Origin of the sequence: Bythopirellula polymerisocia, from assembly GCF_007860015.1 — a bacterium.
Lineage (GTDB): Bacteria > Planctomycetota > Planctomycetia > Pirellulales > Lacipirellulaceae > Bythopirellula > Bythopirellula polymerisocia.
Genome location: NZ_SJPS01000004.1, coordinates 398,145 through 411,405, shown reverse-complemented (window position 1 = coordinate 411,405; position 13,261 = coordinate 398,145). Strand labels below are relative to the sequence as shown.

Sequence of the window (13,261 nt, the reverse complement as noted above, 5' to 3'; positions counted from 1 at the left end):
TAGCTATGAGACGATTCGTGCTGTTCGTAGCCCCACTGCTCATTGCAGGTAATCCAGCAGCGGGTCAGATTGCAGGAGAACCAGTCGTGGAGCCCTTCCCCACGACAGAAAGCCGTCCTTTTAATTTCTGGATGGACGTCAAGCTCAAGAAATCTCAGGAGATCTTTGCAGCATTAACGGAGGCCGACTATGAGACAATCACCGACTGCGCAAAGCAACTCCATACGCTTGGCGAGTTCGAAGGCTTTGTGCGCAAAGGAACACCAGGATATGTGACCCAGTTGCGATCGTTCCAATTTGCGGTAGCCGAGATCGAGAAGCAAGCCAAGCAGGAAAACATCGAGGGAGTTACCCTAGGGTTCCAGCAACTGACCCTCAGTTGCGTCCATTGTCATATTGCCTTGCGGCAAGAGAGTGCAGCAACAGGGAGCATTCCCGCCTCGCACGAACCTCAGCAGAACTCGCACGATCCTCAGCAAAAATAGTTACCCAACTTCTACTCCACGAGCACGAAGTCCATCTGCCGCGTCGCGCTCGGGAGTTGTTCCTTTCGTTGCTGCGCTGCCGAAAACTGATTAACGGTAGCCCTGCGGCTGATTAAGGAATGACTCAAGGTGAACTCACCGATTTCGACAGCAGGAATTGTTCGCTGGTCTCGGAATTAAGGGGAACATCATGGGCCTTGAAAGAACAGGAGGAAACGGAGACAACAGAGATTTGTATAGCTTAATCTTCCGTCCTACTTGTTATTCCCTCCGTTGTCTCCCTTTCCTCCTGTTCAAATCAATCCCAGAGGGGCACCCACACTGCCGAAGTTACTATTGAATCGTTCCTATGTACTTTGAGAACAGTTATTGTTTATCAGACACATACTTCTTAATTACCTCTCGTAAATCCGCCATATCTCTGCCTGAATCCTTCAATAGTCTACCGGCCTGCGAATCCAAGGGAGTTTCTGGGGGAAGCTGCAATGCTCTCAATAAATATTTTGCCGGCACGCCGGACTCGGCTGAAATTTCTGCCAAAGACATGCGTCCGCGAATCCCTAAATCTTCCTCCGCATGTTCACTCTCAGTATCTGAGGACTGCAGATCAGCACGTGGAATTTGACTTGTCGATGTGACATAGGGTGCCGCCGCCATCACTACCAGCATGAGCATACCCATAGCGCCCAAAGCAAGGCGTGTACCAGAGTAGATATGGGCACCAGAAGGCTTGAAGAGGCAGAGAATCCACTTCCAGTGCAGCAGGAGATGCACGGCCAAGATAGCCATAATTGACAATGACAACCAGTAATGAATATCACCCCATTCGTGGCGCGTGAGCCCCCACAGGAGTGTCACCGATTTTTCCCCCGCACCGTGTCCCATGCCCAGCATTTCCCTGCCGCCGCTCCCGGGAGGAAGCTGAAAACTCAACAGCAGACCTGTGGACGAAAGCAACACAAACGCGACAAGCGCAAGTCCATCGACCAGCGCGTTCCAGTGGATGCGTTTCACGGGATACCTCTCTCTACTCAGCTAGTCAAAATGCAAAACTCCATTCTGTTACAGAGTGCAATTCGGATGCCTAGCGGGAAAGACCCCAAAAACCGCAGAGAATGGCCTCAAGATGAGCGTTTTGATGCGCTCAAGCGCCCCCACGGCACAAACCACCGAGCCGACTACGCTACATCAAAAGCATAGATGCAGGTGTGGTGATACGTCTCGCCGGGCCGTAGAACTGAGGTCGGAAAAGTCGGTTGGTTCGGCGCGTCGGGAAAATTTTGCGTTTCTAAGCAGAACGATCCATATTTATGGTACGGCTTTCCTCCCTTACCCGGCTGACCGCTAAGCCCGTTGGCCGTATAAAGCTGCACCCCTGGTTGATCGGTTGAGACACGGAGCATGCGACCACTCTCGGGTTCATAGACCTCGGCAATTTCTCGGAGGGTTCCCCACTCGCCATTGAGGACGTAATTGTTATCGTAGCCACCGGCTGCTTCGATCTGGTCGCCAATCCTGTGTCGACAACGGAAGTCCAAGGGAGTCCCAGCGACCTCCACCAGGTTACCTGTTGGGATCGACTCTTCATCGACCTCGGTGACCCGGTCGGCATCGATTTTCAATTCATGGTCCAGCACACTAGGATTGCCGTGACCCGCGAGATTGAAATAGCTGTGGTTCGTAAGATTGATGATCGTAGGCTTGTCGGTAGTCGCCTCGTAATCGATGCGCAAAGCGTTCTCATCGGTCAAGGTATAGGTCACTAGGGTGGTCAGCGTGCCGGGAAATCCTTCTTCTCCATCAGGACTCTCATAGCGGAAGCGGACCCCCAGGGAGTCACGCAGTTGTTCGGCCTCCCAAGTGACCTTATCAAGACTCCTCAGCACCCCACCGTGCAAATGATTGGGGCCAATATTGATCGCCAGTTGATATTCGACCCCATCGAGCGTAAATCTGCCTCGTTTGATGCGGTTGGCAAATCGCCCGGTAACGCACCCAAAATGGTGGTTGGCACCTGATTCGTAACCTGCCAGATCATCGAATCCTAAGACGACATCCACCAATTTCCCGTTGCGGTCGGGGACATGCAGTTCAGTCAGGGTTGCCCCCCGCGTAATCCAGCGGGCAGTCATCCCCTGGGAATTGGTGACGACATACATCTTACAAGACCTCCAGCATTGGCATGCGAATCAGGTAGAATCACGGATTATGCCCAACGGCAAGACAGCTGACAAGCGACGCTTGCGCGCCCTTGAGCTTCATTCGGTGTTCGTTAACATACAAGAACAACCCGTAAACATCGGAGAATCCCTTGTCAGCGACTCCTACTAACAAACAGCAATCCCCCCCAGGGACAGCACACCTGCGTATTGGCGTCGATCTGGGTGGCAATGACGTCAAACTGGGGGCCACCGATCTCACTGCCCAAGAAATACTCCTCGCTGAGTTGGTCAAGAAGCCCAGCCTTACCCAAGATGGCCCGCAACGAACGATTAGTCAGATCATCGACGGGATCCAAGAGGTGCTTGAGCAACTCATGGCAGACTGGAGCGACGTGGCCGACATCGCCGTCACGGTCCCCTGCCCATGTTCGCACGATGGTCTCATTCTCAATGTCCCCAATCTTGGTACTCCCGAGACAAAACACCTCTGGGAAGTTCCCTTTGGCGACCTGCTCTCCGCGGAAGTGAGCCAAATTGCTGGCACTGAAATCCCCGTATTCGCGTGCAACGATGCCAACGCAGCCGGGCAAGACGAAGACTTCGAACGCTTTGGCAGGAGTTCCGATCCGCGCACGACGGTCTTCATTACCACCGGAACGGGACTCGGCGGTTGTGTGATTTCGAATGGGGGCGTCTTTTTCGGACTAGGTCAAGCGGGAGAACTTGGCCATATGAAGATTGCGATTCCCGCAGTATTCGCCGAGCGGTTCGCCGCCGACCCCCATCCTCAGTGTGGGTGTGGAGCAAAAGGTTGCGTCGAATCGCGGGCCTCGCTCTCCGGGCTGATTCGCCGCCTGGGCTGGGCACTCACCAAGAACGGTAAGCAGTTCATCCAACAAGACTTAGCGCAACGTGGCCAGCGAATTGACGCTGAAGTCTTTGCCACCTTGAATCAACTCTCTCAAGAAAATGTCAAACAAGCTGCCTACAACGTTCGCACCTTTGCCGACGACCGGCAAGACGCGTTCTGCCGCTGGCTCCTGGACGATTGGGCCATCATGCTGGGGGCTTTGTTCGCTTCGGTGGCTCCTGTGTTGCACCCCAATCTGTTCATCATCGGCGGCGGCATGACCGAGATGTCTGAGAGTGCCCGCGACTGGTTCCTCACCGTGGTGCGTGAGTCCTATGCCCAAATCAACCAGCAAAGCTGTTTCGACAGCCAACCGGGCAACTGCGAAATCGACTGGAGCGTCAGCCGCGACCAAGGCTGGCGCGGGGCGATCCTGATGGGTATGCGTGCCGCAGGCAATTAGCGGATTTTATTTTCCCTCGTCAGTACTCTCAGGTTCTGGCCGTAAAGGGCAGAAAAAGAAATGGAACGCGGATGAACGCGGATTAGGCGGATTTACACAGATGAGAGTGAAAGTTTCGAGTCACGAGTTGTGAGTTGTGATTAACTCGTAGCTCGCATCTCGTAACCCACGCCTTCTTCCCTAACCCCCAGATCCCAGCCCCTCTCCTGGTATTCGTTGTTTACAGATTTTGAACAGGAGGGGACTGAGAGAACGGAGGTGGAGGAGAGTAGTTTGGAGGTGCGGCCCTGAGCTTCCAGCCTTGGCGCATGAAAAAGCCCGCGAATGCTCGCGGGCTTTTCGTGGTAAGACATAGATTTTCAATCGACTCAGACTTCAGCAGTCTGCTTGGCAGCTTTGAGTCTCTTGCGGAGGTAACTACCACCCATGGCAGGATTAGGCGGAAAGCCTTATGGCATCTGTGGAGGCTGATCGGGTGTATAATCGGCTTAGACTAAGCGTCAGTTGCTCTCGCGATTTTGCTTCAGCTTCTTCCAACCAATTAGTCCCAATCCAACCAGACCTACACACAAAAACGAACTAGGTTCGGGTACCGCAGCGGTGGAATAGAACCCATCTGCAAACGAAAAACCGGTATGATTACTACCTGGTACACCACCAGGTCCATTTAAAGGGACAATACCGTAAGAACCCATGTCGACAAGGACTTGCCAATGAAGTGTGAAATCAGCTCCCGCAGAATTATCGGCAACCGCTCCAATGTCAGCAGAGAGCCCTAAAGATGTTGCATCGATCCATGGGGATGGGCCAAGACCACTGACAGTCATTGTGAATGTAATAGGGTAGTTCCCTGATGGTGGATCGCCAGTTCCTCCTGCACTCGTGTAGGGAGCCGAGACGCTCCACGTTGCAGTCGTCCCTGAGGACCCTACGTAGGACAAAGGATTCAATGAACCGCCATTGATCGTCGCAGCTAGCGGTCCGTAGTCCACTTGATTAAGACCAAAATAGAGTGCACTAAATGATCCAGGGTTGAAACCTGAGTAGTCCCAAGTCGCAAGCGCTTCGGTCCCACTAACTCCTCCTGTGTTTACCCACGAATTGCCACCAGGCGCAGTCCCGGTTGGGCCAACCAGAACAGCAAACGCGGAAGACGAATAGCAAAGCAACATCGAAAAAGCAAATAGTCTTGTCGTGGTTTTCATAGCAAGTTTTCCTGAGAGTAGTCTATGGCAGATCAAAAATACAATTGTCCTTTACCATTCAGGCCGTTCGCAAATTAGCGAGCGACCACTCTAATAGCATTCACCTGAATAGCTGAGCACAGAAGAGTGAGATAAAACCCTATTTCTTTGATCCTGAATATAGAGGGGCAAGAGGCGAAATCAAGTAGTTTTTGAGAAAAAGATCAGTTATTGGACGAATAGGACGCACTTTTGGAAGTCTCTAGGAAGCAGATGGTCAAGCTCGGACACCATAGCACGAAATGTGCAAGTGCTTTGACCAAAACGACTTATCATGCGACAAGGTGGCTTAGGTGATACGCATCTGAATGTTCTTTTCTTGGGAGAATCACCTGTAATTTGTCGCTCTGAATGCCTTGGCGCTGCAGCTATAGCTTGGATCGTCAGGGTAAGTCGGTGGTTTTTCTGGATCCCGGTCCATCCCAAGGTGGGACTTCTAGTGATCCGTGCTTCATCCGCTCAATCCGCGTTTATCCGTGTTCTATTTATTGGTGTTCGTAGTTGAGAGATTTTGAACAGGAGGGGACTGAGTCAACAGAGGTGGAGGAGAATTGCCACAAGAAACACAAGAATGCACAAAAATATTAGAGGACGCGTCGGCTTGATTTTCTTTTTGTGACTTTTTGTGTTTTTCGTGGCTATTGCATTGATTGGAGTGGCCTGGAGACGAGGGCCTGTTCATCCAGCCTCGGCGCATGAAAAAGCCCGCGTCGAAACGCGGGCTTGGGAGTTATTCGCTTGGCTCGAGACGCTGCGCTCTCAGCTCTTGGCTTTATTCGCCATTCGCTTGCGGAGGTAGTTGCCGCCAATCACACTGCAGATCAAACCGCCAAAGAGGAATGCCGACGGTTCAGGGACGGCGTTTACGATGATTGCAGATTCACCCAGGAAGGTCGAACTTCCATCAAAGACTTGCAGGGCAAACGAGTATTGGCCAACCTCATTGGGATCGTAGGTTGCAGACGGAGGAGTGACGAACGAAGAAGCTGTACCCAAGAAGCCAAACGTCAAGTTTTGGCTGTCCTGAACGAGCGTGAAGGAGCCAGGTGTCCCACCCAACGCAACTATACCGGCGTTAATGTCCAAGTTACCCAGATCAGCAGAATCTGTGTTGACTGCTTTGTCGAAATCATAAAGAACATTGAATTGATAATCGGCAAACGTGCCACCACCACTAATATCCATGTAGTAGGCGAAGTTCCACAAGGATGCCCCAGCACTCACTCCAGTCGGGGCAGTGAAGGTTCCTGCACCATCATTGGGCAGATTAGGTCCAACAAAACGCTGATGCGCAGTCAAGCCTAGGGTTATGGTGTTCGAGCCATCGACGATCGTACTGATGGCCACGGCATCATTGGGGATACCAGAGCCACCAAAAGTTGCACCGGCCAGTGTGCCGAACGTGTCGTACGTGGGAACGACAACAACAGCCTGAGTAACAGATGCTAGACTCAAGACGAGTAACAACAGAGCAGGCGCACCAAATAGTTTTTTCATGAAAACTCCCTAATAGTATTAGAATTGCCAATCTCGCGGGCAGTACCCAGGTTATCAGAAATTCACACCTAGTCAATAATTTTCGCCCGATTTATTGGTTCTCTAGTCGTTAAACCGGAAGAACCTAGCCTCGATTCCCCGGATGATTTTCCCAGTTTTGACTCGCGACTTGTGCCAAGCCCTTGAAAACAAGGGATTTGACGCAATTCATGCCAAGCTGGCGGGGAAACCCCGCGGGTGACGCCAGTACGGATGATTTGCGGGTCAGTTTTGACAGCCGGTTGAAGCTGACCTTCTGCGGCAGCAAGGTCACCAGTGACGCTGGTCTGCTGGCCTACGGCGCACTGGATCGAGCGTAGGGGCTCACCAAGATGGGCAACGAGGTGACAACCGATTCACGCCTCGGCACGAACTAGCCGCACTTGGCCCGAAACCCATTGCAGCAGTCGAGCTACAGCCGCTTGGCGGGCTATGAAGATCTGAACGACGCCGAGCGGTTATACTGGGAGCTTCTCGTCGAACGATCTTTCTGGCAACTTAAGAGGGGGCTATGTTTCTGAAAGGTTGATCAGGGCCTCCACAGTCGATTAACTGCAGTGCCGCGATTTTTAATGAAGGTGGCAAGGAAAAACTGGCGCACTGGAAAGATATTTTGATTAGTCAGTTCCCTCCCCTGCAAGAGAAACCCCAGCGCATGAAAAAAGCCCGCGAATGCTCGCGGGCTTTTATTTGTAGATTACAGGTTTCTATTTGACTCAGACTTCAGCAGTCTGCTTGCCAGCCTTGAATCGTTTGCGGAGGTAATTGCCTCCCAACACGCTGCACACCAAGCCACCAAAGAGGAAGGCGGAAGGTTCGGGAACAGCCTGGAAGTCAAAAGTCTCATTTAAACCGCCTGAGATCGCGATGGATACATTATCGAAATAGCCGGTCTGACTTAAGTTGTAGGTACCGACTCCAACGGAGACTCCTACGACTCTGGCATTTGCGAAGTCTGAATCAGCGCTGAACAGAGTCGCCCACTCTCCAAGAGACTTGATCGGAGGGCCACCTGCAGTATTACCCTGCTCAAAGCCACCAGTCCACCACCATCCTTCAGATGGGTCCGCTCCGGATCCCGTGGAAGATGTGATGCTTATATTTTGCCACGCGTCCATTGGCACGGCGGAAGAACCTCCTGTACCCTGATTCCAATTCGGTTCATAGACGAGGGTACCATAGTTGTCACCCGTTCCCCCATCTGCGAAAAGAGTCAGCTTGAGTGAAGGGGCGGCGAACGCGTTGCCGTCACCGACTGATTGCTTGTAGTAGCTATACCCGAACGTGCCCGAGTTAAGGGCAGTCACGGCCGAACCAAAGTCACCAAAGGTTCCAACTTCAGCTTTGTCATTCACAGATGCCCCAGTAGTCAATTTCGCTGCCCCGGTTGGTAGCGGCTGACTGAATTCGAGATTTCCTCCTTCACCTGTTAGGTCAGGAATTGAGGCGGTCCCCGCACCTCTCATATCACTCAGATACCAAACATTGTCATTTGGCGTGGCAGGTAATGCGGAGAAGGAGTTAACCACCACTACCGCGTGAGCAGTTCCACACAAACAAACGGCGAGTGATAGTGCGATCAGATAACAGAGACTATTTGATGCAACAGTTTCAATAAGCAGCTTCTTCATAGATTGTCCCTCGATAAGAAATGGTACCTTCCTCAAACTCCACTCAGAGTATCAGGTATTGACCCCAGGTCAATAGTTTTAGGGTTTTCTTGAGCATTATTGGGGATTCTGGGATTGGCATCCGGATTCCTACGCTGAGGTACTCAGATGGTGCAACTTCAATGCAGCCAATGCTTTAGGGACATTACTGGAGAGTTTTCAAAGGCAGAGAGCCTTTATCCCAGCGCATAAAAAAGTCCGCGGCTATCGCAAACTTGCGCCAGCTGTAAGTGGTTTCCCCTAAAGGCGTTAGCCGATGTCGGCATGCGGTTTGGCACCGGCCAGCCGCCTGCGGGCGTATCTCACGCCCAGCACGCTGCACACCATCCCGCCCAGGAGCAATGCCGAGGGCTCGGGCACGGCGGTGATACTAATGCTGTCGAAGAAGGCATCGGTACCCGAAGTGTTGGGAGTATTGGCAAACAAAACCAGTCCGCCGAAAGAACCGGTGGTTCGCCCCGTGTACGCATAATTATTCCCCGAGGCGGACTCAGAGCTGTCTCTGCGATCCACGGTGAAAGAGTAGAGATTCGAGCTGATATCAGACGTGAAGGTAAAGTCGTAAATCGCGCTCTGAGCAAACGTAATTCCACTCACGCTAAAGTCGCTGCCGCCGTCGTTCAGTTTCAAATCGGAGGATCCACTCGCGAACTTGTAGGTCAGCAGCGGCGCCTGAGCGGCGTTTAAAACGTTGACTCCGATCTGTCCTGAGCTAAACACGTTCCAGTCCGCACGGAAGCTGAACGAAATGTCTACTGTGGTGCCCGTGGTGACTATTGAGGGAGTGACAAACCGCGAAGTGCTGGTATTTCCAAACAGGCCTAGGGAACGCGTGCCGTCAATCTTGCTTTGGCCGTTGTTGTAATTGCTGCCGGAGGTCCACCCGGTGATCCACCCCGTTCCGCCGCTGGTGGTGCCACTTTGAAAATCGTCCGAGGCGACCAGGTCCCCCAGCGCGGCTTGGGAGGTAAACACTGTGAGAATCAACAACGAAAACAGCAGCCAACGGTTCATCTTGAGTTCCTCGAGCGAGCGGTGCAGGTCCGAAATGGATAGCCTGAGAACTTTTTCTAGTACGCCCCAGTGTAACCGATTACGCTGACCGGGCAAACTTTATCTCGGGCAAAAAGGGAGGATTCTAGTCACCGATTTTCGTGTAACCAATCCAGCTTGGCCTTGGACTGTAAAGGGCAGAAAGAAATAGAACGCGGAGGAACGCGGATGGGGCGGATTTTCACGGATAAGAGTGAAAGTTTCGAGTCACGAGTTGCGAGTCGTGATTAACTTGCAGCTCGAATCTCGTAACTCACGCCTTCTTCCCTAATCCCCAGTCCCTAACCCCCAGATCCCAGCCCCTCTCCTTTGCATTGCTTGGCGTGACCTGGAGACGCGGGCCTGATGATCCAGATGCGGCGCAAGAAAAAACCCGCGGCGAGGCGCGGGCTTGGGTGTTATTAGATTGGCTCTGGTCTCTCGACTCTCAGCTCTTAACTTTATTCGCCATCCGCTTGCGGAGCTGATTCGCACCCAACACACCGCAGATCAAACCTCCGAAGAGGAAGGCCGAGGGTTCGGGAACGGCAGTAACAGTCAAATTGTCGACGCCAATATGTGCATTGCTTCCAGAACCAGCACCGTTTGCAATCCCCCAGCCGAATAAAATGCTTTGGCCAGAAGCTAGAGGAGTTGAAAGGTTTACGATTACGCTTCTAGACGTAGTCGAGACTGAAGAGAGATTGGACTCAGTACCCGTAATGGCTGAAGTCAATGTCGTCCCAACAACTCCGCTTTGAGTAAAGCCTCCGCCATTGGAATTGTAATTAAAGTCGACTGTAGTCGATCTAGTGTTTTGGGAATACTGCTCGACATCCCACGTAACTGCAAAAGTCGATATGTCTACACCAGTGGAATTTATGAACGACCAGTTGAGAAAATCAGTACCTGATGTTGGCGATTTTGATCCAAAAGCACGCTCGCTGGTATCTCCAAAAACGAGGGCATAGGTACTATTCGAGTTAATATAGGCACCTGACGCATCGTAAATCCCACCAGGACTAAAGTCGCTATCTGACCACGTAAAATTGGCAGGTATGGTGGCAGCAGTTCCGGCAAAACTATTAAAGTTCTCTGTGTAAGTTTGACCTAATGCACTGATAACAAGATCAGCATTGGCAACACCAGGAAAAAGCAATGATGTCAAAATGATAGACAGTGCGAGAAATCGATTCATTTCTAGACCTTCATTTCAGCGAATTATAGTTAGTCGGAAGTCAAAGCTGGATAACATAACTTGCCGCCAGGACCAGTCTAACCGACCCGGCACCGCAATAAAACACTTTTTCCGCCAAAATCCCCAAATTCCGCAAATCTTCACATCCCAGGACGGCTGGGTAGTCGCCATGACTCCGCCGGAAATCACGCAAGAAGCACCTAGAACGCGAGAAATACGCAGATTCTGTCAGGAAGAAATAGAACGCGGAGGCACGCTGATTGGGCGGATTTCCGCGGATCCTAAAGATGATTATCACTCGCAGAGACGCGGAGACAGCAGAGCATTCGAAAAACAATCGCTCTGTGCCTCTGTGCCTCTGCGAGAAATCCTATTTGGTTCCAGCAGTAAGAGATAGAACGCGGAGGCACGCTGATTGGGCGGATTTGCGCAGATTTTGGAAGAAGGATTTGAATTTCAATAATCCGCGGTCATCCGCTAAATCCGCGTTTCTCCGCGTCTAATTTCCCCTCTTTGATCTAGGCGCTGGGCGCTAGCTATTAGGCGCTAGTCAGATTAAGAGTATTGGACAGGAGGGAACTGAGGCAACGGAGGAAGAGAAAGAAATAGAACGCGGATGAACACTGATTGGGCGGATTTCCGCGGATCCTAAAGATGATTATCTCTCACAGAGACGCGGAGACAGCGCAGCATTCAAAAAACCAATCTCTCTGTGCGTCTCTGTGCCTCTGCGAGAAATCCTCTTTGGTTAGGGGTTGCGTACCCAGGGGGATGCGCTCCCTGGGATTACTTCCTCGGGGATCCCGTCCCCCCCCACGTGGGTGCCGCTCCTACCTATCTCTATTAATTTTTTGCTATTTTTCTTGACTCCCCATTCGAAAGCGAATACGTTCAGGACAGCGGAGGAGTATCTTGCCGGCGAGACCGAGCGAACTCACGCCGCTGGGTGTTTTTCACTTATCTCGCCTTGTTCGTTTCGCTTCTCATCCGTTTCCAGTTTGCGGTGATGGGGGGTCACGCCGCTTTCTGGCTCTCAGGGCTTGACCCTACTCAAGGAGATAGACTCATGATTCGTATCTCTCTGGCATCCTGCGTGGGTGCCGCGCTCGTCGCGCTGAGCTCGCTCGAAACCACTTCGGCGGCTCCTTACACGCCGGTCGTGATTCCTCCGGGTGCTTTCCCGGCCATCGGACCGGGGGTCATCGTCCCCAAGCTTGTCTTCGGCAAAGAGTATTCCCGCGACATGGATGAAGACTCTATGGGGGTCCTCGACCCCGAGCAGATCGTCGCCTGGGACGGCATCGGTGGCACGGGCGATGGTTTGGACTACAGCCTCAGCCGGGGAGTCGATTACCCTCGCGAGCAACAAGTCGACGCGACCGCCAACGTCCACGACTTACTCTTTAGCCAACTCCGCGAGGATCGCGCACACCTCATCTTTTCGCACGATGATGTCGTCGCGATTCCCGGTGCTGCCGGTGGGCCCCCTCTCGTGTTTGCCCCCGCCGTGCCGCTGGTCGGTCCCGTGGGCCTCTCCAATTTGAACAGCATCTTCGGCGCTGCCGAAGTGTCGGTCGAGGTCTCCGGCATTTTTTCCGGAGCCCCTCCCGAGATTCAGCTCGGCTGGGCCGCGATCGGAGATATTCAGACCATGGCCGGACCCAAGGACCTGGACAGTGTCGAAGTCTGGGGCCCCGAACCGGCGTTCAAGGCGGATGCGAACAAGTACTCACTCGAAGACGACGTGATGGCGGGCGCGGGGACGTCGGTCTTCACCTATGACATCCCCACCACTACCAGCTTCCCCTACATTTCGCATGCGACTATTGTCTCGGCCGTAGAGTCGCTCCTTGGGATGGCTCCGACCAGCGGCTACAACCGGCTGGATAAGTTCGGCCGCGATGCGATCAATCTCGATGCCTTGATGGTCAATGATAACGACGGAGAAGAGAACCAATTCGGCGGACTGGGCGACGCGATCATCTTCAGCATCAATCAGATCGTCGATCCGACCGATCCCGACGGCTATTATGCCACCGGGAGCGAGCTCTTCGTGCTGGAGGGGACGGCCGCGGGGTTAGTCCCCAGCTTCCTCAAGCACGGTGCCCACGCCTGGGACCACCTGTATACCCTGGGTGCGCTCCGCATCGTGGGAGGAGGACCCCAACAAGGGGGGATCATCGACATCAACGCCATCGAAGCGGTCGGCGAATTGGTGAAAGTCCCCGAACCCAGCTCAGCGCTCCTGCTGGGTTTGGCGGGGATCGTAGGACTCGCCCGGCGACGGCAGGCAACGCTGTTGATTTGAGCGGGGAATTCCCCCAAGACCCTGCAGTCCACCGACCCGCCCCGCGGCGGGTCGGTGTTCTTCTTGGGGGGGGGGAATGGATCATCTGCCACCGCAGGAGACAACAAGCCGTTCACAGTTCTGGCAGAGAAACTCGTTTGATCGAGGCGCTAGGCGCTAGTCAGACTAAGAGTATTGGACAGGAGGGAACTGAGGCAACGGAGGAGGAGAAAGAGACAGAACGCGGATGAACGCTGATGGGGCGGATTTGGGCGGATGAGAGTGAAAGTTTCGAGTCACGAGTTGCGAGTCGTGAATAGCCATTCGGAGTCCT

General features: G+C 53.0%; 11 protein-coding genes. 4 read left to right on the top strand and 7 right to left on the bottom strand.

From position 1 onward, the window contains the following. The first annotated feature begins 5 nt into the window (after positions 1-5). Positions 6-485 (top strand): hypothetical protein, encoded by a 480-nt coding sequence (locus Pla144_RS14495; protein WP_146451397.1) that lies wholly within the window; start codon positions 6-8, stop codon positions 483-485. Between the two features lie 366 nt (positions 486-851). Here Pla144_RS14495 and Pla144_RS14490 read toward each other — a convergent pair whose 3' ends face one another. Then, positions 852-1,499 (bottom strand): DUF4405 domain-containing protein, encoded by a 648-nt coding sequence (locus Pla144_RS14490; protein ID WP_197530695.1) that lies wholly within the window; start codon positions 1,497-1,499, stop codon positions 852-854. 164 nt (positions 1,500-1,663) lie between these two features. Next, positions 1,664-2,644, bottom strand: a complete 981-nt coding sequence (locus tag Pla144_RS14485) for an aldose epimerase family protein (RefSeq protein ID WP_146451395.1) — start codon at positions 2,642-2,644, stop codon at positions 1,664-1,666. Between the two features lie 152 nt (positions 2,645-2,796). Here Pla144_RS14485 and Pla144_RS14480 point away from each other — a divergent pair, with 152 nt between their 5' ends. Next, positions 2,797-3,960, top strand: coding sequence for an ROK family protein (locus Pla144_RS14480; RefSeq protein WP_146451394.1), 1,164 nt, complete (start codon positions 2,797-2,799; stop codon positions 3,958-3,960). A gap of 500 nt (positions 3,961-4,460) precedes the next feature. Here Pla144_RS14480 and Pla144_RS14475 read toward each other — a convergent pair whose 3' ends face one another. Then, complete coding sequence (locus tag Pla144_RS14475) at positions 4,461-5,165, bottom strand: PEP-CTERM sorting domain-containing protein (protein ID WP_146451393.1); 705 nt, start codon at positions 5,163-5,165, stop codon at positions 4,461-4,463. Between the two features lie 798 nt (positions 5,166-5,963). Continuing rightward, entirely contained in the window at positions 5,964-6,701 is a 738-nt protein-coding gene (locus Pla144_RS14470) for a hypothetical protein (RefSeq protein WP_146451392.1), read from the bottom strand. Positions 6,702-6,910: 209 nt separating this feature from the next. Between Pla144_RS14470 and Pla144_RS24640 the strand changes: the two genes are divergently transcribed. Next, positions 6,911-7,060 (top strand): hypothetical protein, encoded by a 150-nt coding sequence (locus Pla144_RS24640; RefSeq protein ID WP_197530694.1) that lies wholly within the window; start codon positions 6,911-6,913, stop codon positions 7,058-7,060. Between the two features lie 396 nt (positions 7,061-7,456). Here the strand turns inward: Pla144_RS24640 and Pla144_RS14465 are convergent, their stop codons facing one another. From Pla144_RS14465 to Pla144_RS14455, 3 genes are all read right to left on the bottom strand, one after another. Then, a complete protein-coding gene (locus Pla144_RS14465; protein WP_146451391.1) occupies positions 7,457-8,371 on the bottom strand; it encodes a hypothetical protein in 915 nt (304 codons plus the stop codon). Between the two features lie 288 nt (positions 8,372-8,659). Then, the gene (locus tag Pla144_RS14460; RefSeq protein ID WP_146451390.1) at positions 8,660-9,424 is read right to left on the bottom strand and encodes a hypothetical protein; all 765 of its coding nucleotides are present in this window, start codon (positions 9,422-9,424) and stop codon (positions 8,660-8,662) included. Between the two features lie 466 nt (positions 9,425-9,890). Continuing rightward, positions 9,891-10,640, bottom strand: a complete 750-nt coding sequence (locus Pla144_RS14455) for a hypothetical protein (RefSeq protein ID WP_146451389.1) — start codon at positions 10,638-10,640, stop codon at positions 9,891-9,893. Positions 10,641-11,706: 1,066 nt separating this feature from the next. On the opposite strand from Pla144_RS14455, the gene Pla144_RS14450 reads away from it, so the two are divergent. After that, positions 11,707-12,948, top strand: a complete 1,242-nt coding sequence (locus Pla144_RS14450; RefSeq protein ID WP_197530693.1) for a PEP-CTERM sorting domain-containing protein — start codon at positions 11,707-11,709, stop codon at positions 12,946-12,948. The last annotated feature ends 313 nt before the right edge of the window (positions 12,949-13,261 follow it).